This window comes from Bacillus salipaludis (genome assembly GCF_004358205.1).
The window spans coordinates 60,866-77,925 of record NZ_SMYO01000012.1 but is presented as its reverse complement, the minus strand read 5'-3'; the positions used below and the strand labels follow the sequence as shown (position 1 = coordinate 77,925).

General features: G+C 40.1%; 13 protein-coding genes. All 13 read right to left on the bottom strand.

All coding sequences use genetic code 11. From position 1 onward, the window contains the following. Positions 1-68: 68 nt before the first annotated feature. Complete coding sequence (locus tag E2K98_RS22525) at positions 69-1,355, bottom strand: ABC transporter substrate-binding protein (protein WP_133338171.1); 1,287 nt, start codon at positions 1,353-1,355, stop codon at positions 69-71. 178 nt (positions 1,356-1,533) lie between these two features. Continuing rightward, complete coding sequence (locus tag E2K98_RS22520) at positions 1,534-3,306, bottom strand: sensor histidine kinase (protein ID WP_133338170.1); 1,773 nt, start codon at positions 3,304-3,306, stop codon at positions 1,534-1,536. Positions 3,307-3,318: 12 nt separating this feature from the next. After that, entirely contained in the window at positions 3,319-4,875 is a 1,557-nt protein-coding gene (locus E2K98_RS22515; protein ID WP_133338168.1) for a response regulator transcription factor, read from the bottom strand. 118 nt (positions 4,876-4,993) lie between these two features. After that, positions 4,994-6,226, bottom strand: a complete 1,233-nt coding sequence (locus E2K98_RS22510) for a Zn-dependent hydrolase (RefSeq protein ID WP_133338166.1) — start codon at positions 6,224-6,226, stop codon at positions 4,994-4,996. Between the two features lie 295 nt (positions 6,227-6,521). Then, positions 6,522-7,706, bottom strand: a complete 1,185-nt coding sequence (locus tag E2K98_RS22505) for an ABC transporter substrate-binding protein (protein WP_026573618.1) — start codon at positions 7,704-7,706, stop codon at positions 6,522-6,524. A gap of 193 nt (positions 7,707-7,899) precedes the next feature. Further along, entirely contained in the window at positions 7,900-8,628 is a 729-nt protein-coding gene (locus tag E2K98_RS22500) for a hypothetical protein (RefSeq protein WP_133338164.1), read from the bottom strand. Continuing rightward, a complete protein-coding gene (locus E2K98_RS22495; protein ID WP_165976349.1) occupies positions 8,625-9,362 on the bottom strand; it encodes a hypothetical protein in 738 nt (245 codons plus the stop codon). Before E2K98_RS22495 ends, E2K98_RS22500 begins: the two co-directional genes overlap by 4 nt. Further along, positions 9,340-10,242, bottom strand: a complete 903-nt coding sequence (locus tag E2K98_RS22490; RefSeq protein ID WP_133338160.1) for an ATP-binding cassette domain-containing protein — start codon at positions 10,240-10,242, stop codon at positions 9,340-9,342. The genes E2K98_RS22495 and E2K98_RS22490 overlap by 23 nt, the downstream gene beginning before the upstream one ends. Beyond that, positions 10,239-10,619, bottom strand: a complete 381-nt coding sequence (locus tag E2K98_RS22485; protein WP_133338158.1) for a GntR family transcriptional regulator — start codon at positions 10,617-10,619, stop codon at positions 10,239-10,241. The genes E2K98_RS22490 and E2K98_RS22485 overlap by 4 nt, the downstream gene beginning before the upstream one ends. Positions 10,620-10,895: 276 nt before the next feature. Further along, positions 10,896-12,299 (bottom strand): L-cystine transporter, encoded by a 1,404-nt coding sequence (locus E2K98_RS22480; protein WP_308912903.1) that lies wholly within the window; start codon positions 12,297-12,299, stop codon positions 10,896-10,898. A 161-nt stretch (positions 12,300-12,460) separates the two neighbouring features. Continuing rightward, positions 12,461-12,928, bottom strand: a complete 468-nt coding sequence (locus E2K98_RS22475) for a flavodoxin domain-containing protein (protein WP_133338154.1) — start codon at positions 12,926-12,928, stop codon at positions 12,461-12,463. A gap of 12 nt (positions 12,929-12,940) precedes the next feature. Then, positions 12,941-13,987: a ribonucleotide-diphosphate reductase subunit beta gene (locus E2K98_RS22470; RefSeq protein WP_133338152.1), complete on the bottom strand. Its 1,047-nt coding sequence runs from the start codon at positions 13,985-13,987 to the stop codon at positions 12,941-12,943. Positions 13,988-14,704: 717 nt separating this feature from the next. After that, the gene (locus E2K98_RS22465) at positions 14,705-16,972 is read right to left on the bottom strand and encodes a ribonucleoside-diphosphate reductase subunit alpha (protein ID WP_133338151.1); all 2,268 of its coding nucleotides are present in this window, start codon (positions 16,970-16,972) and stop codon (positions 14,705-14,707) included. Between the last annotated feature and the right edge of the window lie 88 nt (positions 16,973-17,060).

Below are 17,060 nucleotides of genomic sequence, written 5' to 3'. Positions count from 1 at the left end.
TCGTGCCTTCCGCTCCAATCAACGTTGTTCCAAAATCGGCATTGTTCTTTAACACAGCCTAAATTAATTTATTTAATTTGCTCTTCCGCTTGCTTTTGAGCATCTGTGAGCACTTTATCAAGGTCTTTACCTTTTAAATAATCCTGCATGGCAACAGCAAGAATGTCCTCAATAGCGTAAGTGTGTAAGCCGTAGTTTACTTGAGGAATTTGAGTAGTCCAATTTGCAAAATCAGTAATGACTTTTTGACCTCCGAAGAATTCATCACTTGCTTTATAAGCCTCACCCTCAGCAGCCGGCTTGTAAGTTCCAATTGCCCCAATTTCTTTAACTAATGTTTGATAAAAATCAACATTAGAACCAAAGGTTTTTGCTAAGAATTCTGCTGCCTTTTCTTTTCCTGGCACATTTAGAACGTACCATGAGCTGCCGCCTAGGTTAGAGGCATTAACAGAAGTTTCTACACCAGGAAGCTTTGGAAGCGGAGCAACTGCCCACTTGCCAGATTGTGACGCCTCTGCTTTGATGGATGCGGTAATCCAGTTACCAGTTGGAACAGTAGCAACTGCCCCGCTGTTAAAGCCGGCAACAAATTGGCTCCAGTCAGAAACCGGTTTAACAAGACCAGCATCTAAAATCGATTTATAAGTTTTAAAGGCATCTTTCAATGCAGCGTTGTCCGCTAGGTCAGGTGTTGTTCCATCGTTCTTTAAATACCATGAACCGGCAGATTGGATCATCATACGGATAAGTCCAAGGTCTTTTGGATCCTGCGTTAACATTTCTTTACCAGTTGCAGCTTTTACTTTTTTACCAATTTCAATATATTTGTTCCAATCGATACCTTTTAAATCATCGATTGTGTAGCCTGCTTTTTTCAAATAATCTGTTCTTACATATAGTCCTGTAACACCAGTGTCGAACGGAAGTCCGTAGTGCTTGCCGTCCAAGCTGGTTGGAGCTAGTTTATATTGAGCAAAATCATCAGCATTAAATGTTTTGCTTAAATCATAGAATGCGTCTGGATATGCTTTAAGGAAACTCTGCGCACGATAATCCTCAATTAATACAATGTTTGGCAGCCCTTTTGTTGTACCAGAGCTTAATGAAGTGTTGAGCTTTTGAACGATATCCGCTTGAGCGTTTTCAACGACTTTAATATTGAGCTTTGGATCAACGGACTTGTAAGCTTCTTTTGCTAGATTCATTGCTTTGATGTTAAAATTAGGATCCCAAGCCAATACGGTTATTTCTTTTGTGTCTTTCGCGCTGCCGGAAGTTTTCTCTTTTGTTCCAGAAGAGCAGGCAGACAATAACAGTATGCTTACTAATAACAGTGCAAGTACTTTCTTCATCGATATTTCCCCCCAATTTTAAAAAGGTATGTAAGCGTTATCTCCTTACATACCTAATGTTAGCATCTGCCCAACTGTAGACGTTAGGACGATATTTTTCTTTATTTGTAATATTTTTGTAAAATGAATACGGTTACATTCCCTAAATTTGTACTTTTTTTAGATAGTAAGACTTTTTTTAGATTGAATGAATGGGCAAGAGAATTCGAACCTTTGTCCCGTTTCCGATCTCACTAGAAATCGTTACACCAAAATCCTCCCCATAAATCAGCTGAATCCGCTCATGGACATTCCGTACACCAATGCCTGAGAAAAGCTGTTGTTTGCGCTTTGTTTTCGGAATCGAATTATCGACCCCAACTTCCATACCATCCCCATTATCGACTACTTCACAAATCAAGTTTTCACTATCTCTCCATACCAATACATTAATGTAACCTTCCGCTTTCCGGTTAAACCCATGGAAAAATGAGTTCTCCATAAACGGCTGTAAAATCAGTTTCGGAATTTGAAAGTCCATACAATCTGGCGCTAGAAAATAGTTGACCTTGATCCGGTCACCATAGCGTTTTTGATTAATTAATACATAGTTTTTCAGATTATCAATTTCCTGCTTAACCGAGATGGTTTCACTCACATTACCGATTGTATTTTGCAGTAAGGAAATCAAGGCATGAATGGTCGCTTCTGTCTCTTGCTTCTCACCCTGATTTACCATGAATTTAATGGAAGTCAGTGTATTGTATAAAAAATGAGGGTTTATTTGCTGCTGCAGGGCCGCCAGTTCTGCATTTCGTTTTTCCTTTTGCGACAATATCAATTGCTCGACATACTCATGCAATTCATCAAGCATAGAATTAAAGGCAATGCCAATTTGCCTTGTTTCATACGTACCTGATACGGAAACATACTTATCGAAATCGTGTTTTGGGGCACTTCCAATTTGCTTGACCAGGCTTGTTAACGAGTTCGTTAACCTTCTTGAGGCAAGGAAAACAATCATGAGCGCCAGCAAGACTATCGCCATTGCAACAAGTGCAATCGCCTTTTTGTCAATTAAATCGCCGAATGCAGTTTGCTTGTCGATAATATTAAACAAATACATATCAAATTGAGGGAGATAGTCCATTAAAATGATTTGATCCTTCCCCATAAATTTGCCGACGATATATTGGTGTGATTGATTTTTCAACTTATCCGCATAACCTAAAAGCTCTTTTGATTTTTCTCCGATAAGCTTCGTTCGATCACTCGAGACAATACCGCCTGACTTGTCCACTAGAAACACATGATTACCTGGGCTTGTATAGTTGCTATAGAATTGACGAAATTCATTTTCTCGAATGGCAAAATACATTGATCCATAGACGATTCCGGAAATCCGATCCATTAAGGCCTTAGAAGCAACGATAAACCGCTGATCCCCTGTTTCAGAAGCTGTATTGGGCCGCTGATCGTATTGGTACATCAACTTTTTTGGCTGCCCAATAGTATTCCTGACAAGAGTACTGTTTTTCAATTCTTGATCCGAAATCGTCCAAACATTCCGATCTGTTCGGAAGCTTACTCCATTCCTACCTAAAAGGATTATTTCTATTTCATATGGGTCCAAATTGGATTGGATGTGTTTTAACTGCTGCCCCACAGTATAAAAAGAGGTCATTTGTTGGACAGTAGTTTGTTTTTCGGTTAGTACGGAGCGGATTGTCCCACTCTCAAGAATATTGTTTGCGGATGTAACGATCGAGTAATTAAATGTTTCAAAACGATCTTTTACCTGGTTCATTACTTTAGCATTCATGATACTAAATCTTTGAAAAAAGAATTGCTCGGCCATTTGAATGGTTGTCCACGCAATGGTGGTGGAAACAATGATGATAATGACCATTGTGATCAGGAACATATTAATAAATAAACCATTATGTTTAAGGCGTTCAGGAACGAGTCTCATTGCTACCATCTCTTATCTGAAGTTTTGTTTTCGCTTAAATTGGCTGGGAGACAATCCCTTTATTTTTTTAAATACTTTACAAAAATAACTATGATCGGAATAGCCAACCATCGCACTAATCTCGGAAATGTTTGCTTCACCCTTTATCAACAGTTTTACAGCTTCCTCAATCCGAATCCTATTCAAATATTCAATAAATCCTTCATTATTATGTGCAGAAAAATAGCTTGAAAGATAAGAAGGATTAAAATGAAAATGCTTTGCTACTTCCTTTAAGGTTAGTGGTTGTGCATAATGCTCCCTCATGTATTCCATTAGCTTTTTCATATTGAGATTCTCAGGCTGATTTTGGGCAGAATTGATGCATTTCTTAACTTCCTCAATAAAACGATCCAGCAGTTGAACGGTTTCACCTGCCGTTTGAGCTTCATCAATCGCCCGAAAGTAGGAATATCTTGCGTTCTCTAATTCCTTTACACCATATTCCATATTGTTAAGGAGGACAGTGATGTTAAAAATGATGTTTCCAAAGAAAGCTTTATATTCAAAGACATCCATCGTATAGCAGCTAGATACTGATTGAACATGATCGACTAAATAACTTAATGCTGAATCAAACTGCCTGCGCTTAAACTCACTTGTAAACCAATCCAGATTAAAATTGTCACTTTTAGGAGGTAGTTTCGGTAGACTTTTCTCCATTAAAAGTGGAACATCCGGCAAATAGAATCGATAATTTAATAGCTTTATTAGACCCTCTTTGCATTGTGTACCAAGTTGAGAAAAATGGTCGAATGCTTCTGTTAAGGCGAAACCAATGTTAGAATCGGACTTTGCCAGTTGTCTAGCCAGTTCTATGACCTTGTCCGTTCCTTCAGTATTAAAATTAATGAGAAATACCTGGATTGCCTGGTCAAAGGGAAAGAAGTGGCATGCTGCCTCTTTTAAGTTTGTTTTGAGAGCATTTTCGATATTTTCTTTAATTCTTTCCGTAAATTCAACCGTTCCTTTTGATGGATGATTCTTCACGTCAACACCTAATAAACAGAAGTGACGATATGGAAAAGCTTTGGAGATGGTCACCGAATCAAAATCGGCCTCGTATCCTGAAATCAATTTTTGTATGATTTGGCCGATAGAAAGATTGGCTTCTACCTGATTTCCCACATCTTGAAGCGAGGGAATTCTTTCCCGGGCCGTATTTAATGCCTTTAACAGGCTGTTAGAATCAAGTTTCGGTTTTAATATATAATCCACGACTCCGCTTTGAAAGGTTGACCTTACGTAATCAAACTCTCCAAAACTACTAAGAATAATGATTTCAATATTGGGGTATTTATCCTTTACCAGTCTCGTTAATTCTTCCCCGTCCATAATCGGCATTACAATATCCGTGATGATAATATCCGGATTCGCTGTCTCAATTAATTCAAATGCTTCCTGACCATTGGCGGCTTCCCCAACAATTAAAAAACCTTCCTTTTCCCAATCGATATAATGTTTAATTCCTTGTCTAATCAATAGTTCATCATCTACGATAAGTGTTCTGCAAAGTTCTGGAGTTGTCATATTAATTCCCCCTTCCTTAAAAAGTTTTCAAATATTCTGCAATTCCCGAGTAGTCCTATTACCTCATTTTAGCACAAAAAAATGCAGGCATAATTTTTGCCTGCATTTCCCTTATTTCTTATTTCGATAATAGTGCGAGCGTCGTATCTAGTAGGACGTTTACACCTTTTTCGCATTCTTCCCATGTGGTCAGTTCTTCCTCGCAATGGCTTTTTCCGTTTTTGCTTGGAACGAACAGCATGGCTGTTGGAACAAGGCTTGCAATGAATTGAGCATCATGTCCAGCACCGCTGACCATGCGCTTATTGGAATAGCCCAGTGACTGGGCAGATTGCTCTAAGTGATTGACTACTTCTTCATTAAACCAAACCGTGTCACGCTCCCACAGCTTTGTTACTTTTACATCGCAGCCTTCGTCTAAGCCTAGATGTGGCAGGCTTTGTACAAAGTCCTTAAAGGTACTGACAATTTCCGTATCCTTGTGACGAGCTTCCAATGAAAAGACGACCTTATTTGGAATAACGGTATGGATACTTGGATAAACATTTACCCGCCCGATTGTAAATACTAAGTCTTCATCAAGTGAGCCTAAGCGGCTGCGGATTTCATTGATTAGATTATTTGTCGCAAATAAGGCATCTTTTCTCATATTCATTGGGGTGGTTCCAGCATGATCGGATTCACCGGTTACTTCAATTTCGAAGCAGGCCATTCCGACAACGCATTCGACAACGCCAATGGCGAGTGCTTCTTTTTCAAGGATTGGTCCTTGCTCGATATGCAATTCTAAAAGAGCAGTTGCTTCTTTCAAGCGGTTTGCCTCTTCGCCAACGTACCCGATTTTCTCTAGGGCATCTCCAAAGGTAATGCCGTCTGCGTCTTTCTTTTGTAACATGGTGACCTTGTCAAATTTGCCGGCAATGACACCGGAAGCCATCATTGAAGGTTCAAATCTTGCTCCCTCTTCATTTGTCCAGTTCACAATCGTAATCGGAATTTTTGGCTTTACGCCATTTTCCACGAGGGTTCGGACCACCTCTAATCCGGCAACAACCCCAAGTACTCCGTCAAAGCGGCCGCCCTTTTTTACCGTATCCAGATGTGAGCCGATGACAATTGGAGGTTTTTCTTCCGTTCCTGCAAGTGTGGCGTACATACAACCCATATCATCAATCTTAACTGTTAAGCCGAGTTCTTCACAGGTGGACTTGAAATAGTTTCTTACTAGACGATCCTGCTCCGAAAGGGCGAGGCGGGTGACCCCATTGCTTTCTGTTCGGCCAAAATCCGCGAACCGTTCTAGCTCCTGGTGAAGTCTTTCTCCATTAACCAATAACTTTTGACGTTGCATGATTAACCACTCCTTTTTACTTATAGATTTTCAGACCAGTTTCATAACAATTGGTACATCCGTGAAATCAATGTAAGCGTATACAGTTTTTAAAAGTGTCGGTAATCCTTGTTCCAAACAGTTATAGTTATCCATTTATGTAAATATTCAGACTTGTATATAAAATTATATACTATTCCAGCTCGTTGTCATTAGACAAAACATAAAATCTTTCCCTTAAATTGTTTTATAGTTTGTAAAGTTCTATTTAACAAAAAAGTGAGAGGCAGCTGCCCCTCACTTTTTTTCTTCATTATTAAGGATTAATTTTTGTATTGAAGACTTGTTTACCATCTTTATATTCTAGGATTGTTGCTGATTTAATTGGGTTATGATTTTTATCAATGGATACAATTCCGGTTACAAGTGATAGATCCTTCGTTTTTGCCAATTCGTCTTTGATTTTGGTTGAGTCTGTGCTGCCGGCACGCTTGATTGCATCGGCTAACATATAAACGGTATCATAGCCAAGTGCGTTGAAGGCATTTGGTGATTCGCCCTTGTTCTTATCTTTAAAGAGTGTAACAAAGTCTTGGATCTTTTTATCTGGGTCTTCAGATGAATAATGGTTTGTAATATAAGTGTTATTCAATGCATCTTTTCCTGCGATTTCAATTAACTTTGGAGAATCCCAGCCGTCAGCACCCATAAACGGTACAGTGATTCCTAATTCACGAGCCTGCTTAATGATTAAACCTACCTCTTCATAGTATCCAGGGATAAAGATGAATTCAGGCTTTTTAGCCTTAATACGAGTTAATTGAGAGCGGAAATCAGTATCTTTAGCAACATAAGCATCTTCTGCTATAACCTTGCCGCCATCTGCTTCAAAAGTCTTTTTGAAGGATGCAGAAAGACCTTTAGCGTAATCACTAGAGCTGTCTGCGAAAATGGCTGCGTTTTTAACCTTTAATTTTTGTGCTGCAAAGTTTGCTGCAACTGTTCCTTGGAATGGATCGATAAATGATGTACGGAAAACAAATTCATTTAACTTTCCTTTGTCATCAACTGTTACGTTCGGGGCTGTACCCGATGGTGTTAATAAAACCGTCTTCGTATCATTTGCGATTTGCGCCTGTGCAAGGGTGTCACCGCTGGTTGCTGCTCCAATAATAGCTGTTACATGGTCTTGGCTGGATAACTTAACCGCACCGTTGGTTGCTTCGGCTGCATCTGATTTATTATCGACTTTTACCATCTCAATCTTTTTGCCGTCAACTCCACCTTTTTTATTGATTTCATCGACTGCAATATTAATCCCGTCAAGCAGCGATTCACCGTAAGATGCAACCCCGCCAGAGAGCTCCAAGTTTACCCCAACTTTAATAGATTTGCTATTGTCGGAGCCTGAACCTGAACTGCTATTTGCTCCTGAGCATCCAGCTAGAATTCCAGCCACTAAGCTCGATGCCATAAAAAGTTTTGCCATTTTCTTTTTCATACTAGTAATCTCCCTTTTCTGATTTTATCTCTCTGATGCAATTTTTAATGTTTTCAGAATATAACTTATGGACAGCCCTGTCAATGTTTTTTCAGAATAATTTTTAAAATTAAATTTTTCCACTTCAGCAACGAGTGTCCACCACAGGAGGACAAAATCACGAAATGTCCACGAACGGTGCCTGTCACCGCTTTTAGTTGTTTACGTACTGAAGGTCTAGTTCGGATTGTGCGTTGAGGTCAAGTTTTTTTGGAATTTGGAGATAGAGGATGCCTTGGCCTTCGTAGAAGTTGGATTCATGTTGGAACCAGCCTGTACCGGTAAATTGGTTAATGGTAAAGACATTTTCAAACTGTGAGAATTTTAATTCGACTCTTTCTGGTTGCCCCAGCATGAGTGTATCCTTTGATAATTGTATTCTAATTGGACGCTTCTTCTCAGTAATTTCCCGCTGATCCACACTTGACCTTGTATGATAGTAGATGGCATCGATTTTCCCGTCATTTTCCTTCTTCCCTTCTACTACAACTCTTGCATTAAAGAACTCCCCGTTTTCAGTCCTGATTTTCAGCTTTTTCCCTTGATAATCAAAGTCCCATTTTTTTACGACAAATGGGTTTCCAGTTTCAGCAATTTTCCCTTCTAAAGCTGCTACATATAATTCCGAGTTTTCTTGAGCAAGATCTTTTTCTTTAACTATTTTTCGGTCTGTCATCATGCCGTTAACTGGATGTGCAATATCTATAATAAAACAGACCAATAAAACCGTAATATAGCCTCCCAAAATCCAATAAACTCTTTTTCTAAAATTATATCTGCCTTTTCGCTTACCGCTTCCATTCATCATTTTTACTACAAAGAAGGCAATGATCATTCCGATAATTATAATGATGATAATCGGCATCAGGTTTGCAACCATCATGACCTGACCTCCATTCGATTGGATAAAACCACTGACCCGTAAAATAGCAATACAACAGCGACGACAATTTTAACAATAAATAGTAAAAGCGATGACTCTGTAAAGAAAATAGCAAATAGATTGATTAGCAGTTTTTCCTTACCAATCCCAATTCCTAAGAAAATAGCGGGCAGCACAATGATAAATATTTTATTGATCTGAACAAGCATCCCGACAAAATAACCTAATGCACAAAATAGAAAAATATAAAAACTAGTGGTCATAATACCAAGTAGAAATTCTGAAGGGACAAACATTTTGCTCGAAGAAGCCACCAATTGCTCCCCTCTAAAATACACCATAATGACCTTTAGTAAAGAAGTGGAAAGCACTGATGTGCCCCCGCCAATGACACTTGCCGCCAGCAGAAACAGTATATTCGATAAATTACTGCTGACTCTATTTGTAATAAATGCGAAATCATCATAACGATACGCTTTTGTCGTTAGGTTAATCGCGGTAACAAACGCCCATAAAAACGTAAAACCGACGACTATGTCAGCTGAATAATATCGGATATCAATATTGATGCTTTGACTACCCGAACCCATCGATCCAACACCATTAAAGGAAAAGAATATCGCAATCACCTGAATAATGACGAGTGTAGTAAAAACCTGTTGATAGGCTTTGAGTTTATAACAAAATTGTTTTTTGACCACATGACCCAGACTAGGATTTGATAAAGACACCATCAATTCCACCTTTCGTTTTACCAGTTAAATAGACACATAGGTCACTAGAGTCCACTGGCGAAATCTCAATTCCAGCTGCACGAACTTCTTTTAACTCCGCTGGAGAAAAGCTATTTTTCACCACAACATATAAATAATTCCCTCCGATCGCCTGGGAATAAAGGATTCCCCTATCTTCTACCCATTTCGTTACAATAGCAGCACTCCCCTGCAGCCCCACTGCCCATTCCTTCAAATCAGCTGACGGGAGATGAAGCAGTTCTTTTCCGTCTTTTATCAGCAGAATATCCTCGATTAAATCCTCTATTTCGTTCAAGTGATGACTTGAAATGATAATCGTCCGGGGATGGGCAATGTAATCCTTTAATAAGGCGCGATAAAAATCTTTACGGACAGCTGCATCCATTCCAGATGTTGGCTCATCAAAAATGGTAATCGGGCATTTTGCCGCCAATCCTAAAATCATCTTAAACGTACTTTTCATCCCTTTTGAAAGACCATCAAATTGCTGCAGCGGGTGAAAGGAGAAATAGTCAAAAAGACGATGAGCAAGCTCCTCATCCCAGTTTTCATAAAAGCCAGCAGCTGTTTCTAAAATCTCCATCAAACCTAATGCTGAAGGAAGAGTCATTTGCTCATGGATAAAGATTAGGTTTGCCGAAACCTTAAGATTGTTAAAGGGATTTTCAGAAAAAACCTTTATTTCACCGGATGTCTCTTTTAAATGACCGGCAATGATTTTTAGCAAGGTCGTTTTCCCGGCACCATTTCTGCCAATCAGTCCAGTAATTTTATTTTCAGCAATTTGAAACGTTATCGCGTTTAACGCATTTTCTTCCCCATAGACCTTCATCAATCGATCGCATTCAATTACATTCATTCCTCTTCCTCCCCTATTTCTTCCTTTCTGATCATTTCAAGTAATTCATTCTTGCTAACATTAAGTCTTGCGGCTTCCATAACGATTTCCAAAACCAGGCGCTTAAGCGTTTGGTTTTTCCGTTTTTTTAGGATTGTGTCCTTTGCAGCTTCTGCAACAAACATCCCCAGACCACGTTTTTTATAGAGAATTTCTTCATCAGCCAAAATATTGAGACCCTTTGCTGCTGTCGCCGGATTAATAGTAAACATCTCCGCAAGCTGGTACTGGGAGTAAATTTTTTGGTCCTTTTCAAAATTTCCATTTAATATTTCTGTCTCCAGCCACTCTGAAATCTGAACATAAATTGGCTTCGATCCATCCAAATGAGGAATCACCCTTCTCCTCCTCCCCTAACACAGTACATTAGTGTTGTAATGTAGTATATTATAATTCCCAAATAATAACAATACATTTTTGGAAAATACTTCAACAAATAAAAAAAGAGCGTCTGTCATCATGCTCAGCATGAAACAGACACCCTTCAATTCGATCAATTAGTTATTTATTTCTATAATTTTCAACTGTCCTCCTAGAGAGGACAAAAAGCTCAACTTGTCCACGAACAGTGACAGGCACCATGTAAAAATTCACATGGTGCCTGTCATGGTCATTTATGCTTCTATTACTTTTGAATTTTGGTAAACTTCTTTTTCGAACTCCCCAGTGACCTTACTTGTTAAGACACCAGCTGTCATCGCACCACTGACATTCAGCGCAGTACGCCCCATGTCAATTAATGGTTCAACAGAGATTAAAAGTCCAACGATCGCAATTGGAAGATTTAATACTGATAATACAATCAGCGCTGCGAAAGTAGCACCGCCACCCACACCAGCCACACCAAATGAACTTAGGGCGACAACCAGGATTAGAGTGAGAATAAATGATGGACTTGTAGGATTAATGCCTGCAGATGGAGCCACCATTACAGCCAACATTGCCGGATAAATACCTGCGCACCCGTTTTGGCCGATAGAAAGTCCAAATGAAGCAGCAAAGTTCGAAATCCCTTCGGAAACCCCAAAATCCTTTGTAAGTGTTTTTGTTGTTAAAGGTAATGTTCCTGCGCTAGTACGGGAAGTAAAGGCAAACGTTAAGGTTGGTAAGCCTTTTTTAACATATTGGACCGGGCTGAGTTTAGCAAGTGACAATAATAATAAATGGACAATGAACATAAGAATAAGAGCTGCGTAAGAAGCAATAACAAACTTGCCTAATTTTGCAATGGCTTCGTAATCGCTTGTTGCAGATACTTTTGTAATAATTGCCAAAATCCCATAAGGCGTTAATCTGAGAATAAGTGTTACAACTCGCATGATGATGGCGTATAAGGTATCTATAATTTTAGCGAAAAATTCCCCTTGCTCTTCATTCTTCTTTCTTACTCCTAAATAAGCAATCCCGATAAAGGCTGCAAAAATAACTACAGCTATTGTAGATGTAGGACGTGCACCCGTTAAATCTTGAAATGGATTACTCGGAAATAGCTGCAATATCTGTTGTGGGATTGTCGCATCTTTCACGGTAACAACGGTTTCCTTTAATTCTGCATTACGAGCAGCCTCCGCGTCACCTTGGCTCAAATGAATACCATCAAGCCCAAATCCAAGTGCGGATCCAATACCGATGGCTGCAGCAATAGCAGTTGTTCCAAGAAGCAAACCAATAACCAGGAAACTGATTTTCCCAATATTTTTCGTAATCTTTAGTTTCGTAAATGCACCAACAATGGAAATGAAAACAAGTGGCATGACCACCATTTGTAAAAGTTTTACATATCCACTTCCAACAATACTAAACCAATCGATGGTGTTAATCGTAACATCCGATGTTGTTCCATAGATTTGATGAATAGCTAAACCAAATATAAGACCTAAACCTAATGCAGTGAAAACACGTTTGGAAAAAGATACATGCTTTTTTTGCATTAAGAACAAACCTGAAATAAGCAATAATAAAACGACTAAATTGACTATTACTAGAATAGTATTCAAAATAATTCCCCCTTTTTCCATTTTTTTATGTATACGGGGATTTTATTACAATTATTCCTATTGGTCAAGTAGGAATTATAATATAGTTCTTCCCTCTTCGAATAATACACAGTCTTTATTTTCAAAATAAAACGTAATGCCTGTCACCATTTACATAGGTGACAGGCACCGCTCGTGGACATTTAGCTTATTTTATCCATTCCAGATGGACAGTTTTGTCGCAACCGCCGCAGCAGTAGTTCGGCAAACTTTCGGCACCGTTTTAGGTCCTGCAGCTGTGGTGTTAATTCCACCTTCAAGGTAACCGCTAATTCGCTCTGGACATAAAGCATGTCCCGGAACTTATCGACAGCCCCGCAATAGTGGGGGTAGAATTGATCTCCTGTGCCGAAAACCCCGGTTACGATTGTATCCGTCTCCTGTGTCTCAAATGCCCTAAACAAAGGCAGTATCTCTTCGGGTATTTCCCCGTTTCCCCATGTATAGGTTCCGACCACCACTCCATCAAATTGACTTATTTGCCATAAAGGAAACTCCTCAATCGTAAACAACTGTGTATCTATGTCATAGCCCTTGATTAATCCTCCTAAAATAGTTGCGAGTTCTTTCGTATTCCCTGTAATCGAGGTATAAACGATGGCTAACTTCATTCCCGTCTCCTCCTACAGTTCATCAAACCCATTCGATTGTGTCACCTTGGAATAAGTTCTGGATTTTTGCTCAAAGAAATCCGACTTCGTATCATTGATCATTTCATCGCTAAATACATGAATCCACGGCATTGGGTTTTCACGATCTGGGTAAAGATTTTGTAATCCCAGCTGCCGCAGGCGTTTGTTCGCCAAATATTCAACATAGCCACTGAATTCCTTCAAATCAATTCCTTCGATATCCTCTAAGATAAATCCGGCCCATTCTTTTTCAAGCTCCACTGCCCGGTCTATCGTTTGGTAGATATACTCCACATTTTCCTCTGTATTCAGCTCCGGATTCTCACTTAAAAGAATACGAATAAACTGCGCGATAAAATAAGCATGCTGCATTTCATCCCGCTGGATATAGCTGATCATCGTGCTCGTTTTGAGCATTTTTTGCTGGCGGGCAAGATGATAGAAAAAGGCAAACCCGGCATAAAAATAGATTCCTTCTAGATTAATAGAATTTACCGCTAGTTTAAATACGTTTAATGGTGTAGGGTTTTGTCGGAAGTTCTCATATGATTCTAAAATTAATTGATTTCTTTTCCGGACAATCGGATCATTTTTTGCTTGGTCAAACCGATTGTTTTGTTCACTTAACGGTACTAGTGAGCTCAAAATATAGGAATAGGATTCAGTATGTACTGCCTCCTGCTGTGAAATCACGGCAAAAATTGCCTTAAAGCTTGAGTCCGATACATAGTCCATGACCTGGCTCATCGTCGGTGTTTGCAGGCTGTCTAAGGAGGCTAGTTGGGTGTTAATCCTTAGAAAAACATCCTGTTCCACCGGTGAAAGGAATTCCCATTGCTTCAGGTCATCCTGCATATTAATCTCCTGAGCTTTCCAGAAGTTTGAAAGCAAGGTTTGATAGAGGTCATACATTTGCGGGTATGCAATGTCATTCCAGTTCAGTAGACCGGAGGATTTCCCGTTGATGACTCCGGTTGATTTATTTGGATATTCCGGGTTTAGTAGTTTTATTTTTTTTAATGGTAGATGGATGTTCATTTTGATGGCCTCCTTCAATAATTATATTGGGTCATTTAGTTAGTTTTGTAATTCAAGAGTTGTTTGAAGGACATTTAGTTTTTGAAGGACATTTCCATTCAGCTCTCCGCTAATTTTGTCCTTCATTCGGCTTTTGAAGGACATTTCCATTCGGCTCTCCGCTAATTTTGTCCTTCATTTGGCTTTTGAAGGACATTTCCATTCGGCTCTCCGCTAATTTTGTCCTTCATTTGGCTTTTGAAGGACATTTCCATTCGGCTCTCCGCTAATTTTGTCCTTCATTTGGCTTTTGAAGGACATTTCCATTCGGCTCTCCGCTAATTTTGTCCTTCATTTGGCTTTTGAAGGACATTTCCATTCGGCTCTCCGCTAATTTTGTCCTTCATTTGGCTTTTGAAGGACATTTCCATTCGGCTCTCCGCTAATTTTGTCCTTCATTTGGCTTTTGAAGAACATTTCCATTCGGCTCTCCGCTAGTTTTGTCCTTCATTCGGCTTTTGAAGGACATTTCCATTCGGCTCTCCGCTAATTTTGTCCTTCATTCGGCTTTTGAAGGACATTTCCATTCGGCCCTACGCTAATTTTGTCCTTCATTCGGCTTTTGAAGGACATTTCACTTGGATTTCATGCCAATTCTGTCTTTTAAAATCTTTTTTATACATGTCGATTCGGCGGCTTTCTTAGTCTGTCCTTACTCCATGCAAAAGTGTATTTCCCCTAGCTATGACACGCTTCACACTCCTCAATCTCCGCCTGAGACGTACTCCGGATATAGTAAGTAGTTTTCAGCCCCTGCTTCCATGCCTCCAGATGAAGATTTAGTAACTCCCGTGCCTTAATATCATGACGAACATACAGATTAAAACTGATCGCTTGGTCAACGTGGCGTTGGCGGGCAGCGTTTTGCTTAATACTCCAGACCTGATCTAAATCATGGCGGGCCCGGCGGAAATACTCATACGTCACATGATCCAAATCTGGAGCCGTTACCTTGAACTTAAAGTTTTTCTTTTCCTCCGCGTACTCTACAGAATAAATTGGATCAATTCCATCCGTGGATCCGCCAATTTTAGCCGTCGAAGAATTCGGAGCAACCGCCATTAACCAGCCATTGCGAACCCCGAACCTCGAAACCTCCTGCTTCAATGAAAGCCAGCGGTCCGAGCGATACTTTTTACGTTCAAAATATACCCCAGTCTGCCATTCCGAACCCTCAAACTTGTTGTAGGCCCCTTTTTCTCGAGCAAGCTCAACCGAAGAACGAATCGTATAATAAGCTATTTCCTCGTACAGCTCATCAGCTGCCCCGACCGCATCCTCCGATTCCCAATGAATTTTTTTCAAGGCAAGCAAATGATGCCACCCAAAGGTCCCGAGCCCAATGCCACGATATTTTTGGTTCGTTACCTGTGCCTGTCCGACCGCAATCGTATTTAAATCAATCACATTATCCAACATCCGCACCTGAATTGGGATCAGCCGCTCTAATACACCTGCCGGAACCGCCTTTGCCAAATTAATAGACGATAGATTACAAACAACGAAATCCCCAGGTCTGCGGACAATAACAATATTTCCATCCTCATCAACATGCTCTTTAACAACGGTGGAAGCAGACATGTTTTGCGCAATTTCCGTACACAAGTTACTGCAATAAATAGAAGTCCGCCCCGCCCCTAATAAGTGTTTATTTGGATTTTGCCTGTTCACCTCATCTCGATAGAACATATAGGGAGTCCCGGTTTCCAGCTGCGAGACCATAATCCGGGCCATAATTTCCATTGCCCGATAAGTTTTACGCGGAAGAAGCGGATTCCGGACAGCTTCCTCATATTTTTCGGTAAAATAAAGCTTGTCCTCCTCATCGTAAAAATCCTCCAAGCCAAGAGGCTGGCCAAACTCGTCCTTCCAGCCCATTATCTGCTTCACTTGATGTGGACAGAACGTGCACCACTGTCCAATACTTCTACCATTCTCGTCTGCTTCTTCAAGCTTTTTCATAAATAAATCCGGAATCGAGACTCCTGTAAAAATATCATGGGCTTTGCGCCGTTCATCACCATTGTTTGTTTTTAAATCCAGGAATCCATTCATCATATCCTTATGAAAAATATCCAGATAAACCGCAATAGCCCCCTGCCTTTGACCTAACTGATCAACGCTGACCGCTGTATCATTGATCAGCCGGATCCACGGGACAACACCTGAAGAATTGCCTTTAAATCCTTTAATATCGGAGCCAAGGGCGCGCACCTTACCAAAGTAAATGCCGATTCCACCGCCATCCTTACTTAATCTGGCACTGTCCCAATTGTTTAAATAAATCCCATCCAGCGAGTCATCGACAGTATCAATAAAACAGGACGACAACTGACCGAAGCTTTTCCCCGCGTTAGATAAGGTCGGTGTAGCCACGGTCATATAAAGATTGCTCATGGCCCAGTAGGCCTCTCTAACCAAGGCCATTCGGCGGTGAGGCTGCTCTTTTTGCATCAAGGTCATCGCAATTACCATGAATCTCTCCTGTGGAAGCTCGTATAAATTTCGCTCATGATCCTTGGCCAGATAACGATCTGCCAATAAAAATAATCCTATGTAGTTAAACAGGTGATCACGTTCAGGCTTGATTTCTTTACCCAGCTTCTCGATTTCTTCCCGCCCATAGGAATCCAATAATTCACTAGAATAGATTCCTTTATCCGTTAAAGACATAATCAACTGATAAAAATCACCATAATGCTCCACCTGTGAATAACCACGGTTGCGTGCAGCCTCCATATATAATTCCTGTAAATATAATCGTGCAGCGACAAACGTCCAATTGGGCTGATCCATCGCAATCCGGTTGAGTGCGTACATAAGAGCTTGCTGAGTTTGTTCTTTTTCTGTTGCATCTTGTATTTTTTGAACCAGTTCTGCAGTATCAAGACTATATTGCTCCGCCGCCTGCTGGATTACCTCGGAAACGTATTCTTTCGTGATCATTTAAAAACTCCTCCTAAAATAAAAAAATCCGCTCGGGGCGGATTCGAGCAGATGAAACGACAACAGAAATGAGGATTCAAGGCACGAC

Bases quoted from the DNA above. Each gene is read 5' to 3' on its own strand.
- E2K98_RS22525 (WP_133338171.1), bottom strand. From the start codon at position 1,355: ATGAAGAAAGTACTTGCACTGTTATTAGTAAGCATACTGTTATTGTCT.
- E2K98_RS22520 (WP_133338170.1), bottom strand. From the start codon at position 3,306: ATGAGACTCGTTCCTGAACGCCTTAAACATAATGGTTTATTTATTAAT.
- E2K98_RS22515 (WP_133338168.1), bottom strand. From the start codon at position 4,875: ATGACAACTCCAGAACTTTGCAGAACACTTATCGTAGATGATGAACTA.
- E2K98_RS22510 (WP_133338166.1), bottom strand. From the start codon at position 6,226: ATGCAACGTCAAAAGTTATTGGTTAATGGAGAAAGACTTCACCAGGAG.
- E2K98_RS22505 (WP_026573618.1), bottom strand. From the start codon at position 7,706: ATGAAAAAGAAAATGGCAAAACTTTTTATGGCATCGAGCTTAGTGGCT.
- E2K98_RS22500 (WP_133338164.1), bottom strand. From the start codon at position 8,628: ATGATGGTTGCAAACCTGATGCCGATTATCATCATTATAATTATCGGA.
- E2K98_RS22495 (WP_165976349.1), bottom strand. From the start codon at position 9,362: ATGGTGTCTTTATCAAATCCTAGTCTGGGTCATGTGGTCAAAAAACAA.
- E2K98_RS22490 (WP_133338160.1), bottom strand. From the start codon at position 10,242: ATGAATGTAATTGAATGCGATCGATTGATGAAGGTCTATGGGGAAGAA.
- E2K98_RS22480 (WP_308912903.1), bottom strand. From the start codon at position 12,299: ATGGAAAAAGGGGGAATTATTTTGAATACTATTCTAGTAATAGTCAAT.
- E2K98_RS22475 (WP_133338154.1), bottom strand. From the start codon at position 12,928: ATGAAGTTAGCCATCGTTTATACCTCGATTACAGGGAATACGAAAGAA.
- E2K98_RS22470 (WP_133338152.1), bottom strand. From the start codon at position 13,987: ATGAACATCCATCTACCATTAAAAAAAATAAAACTACTAAACCCGGAA.
- E2K98_RS22465 (WP_133338151.1), bottom strand. From the start codon at position 16,972: ATGATCACGAAAGAATACGTTTCCGAGGTAATCCAGCAGGCGGCGGAG.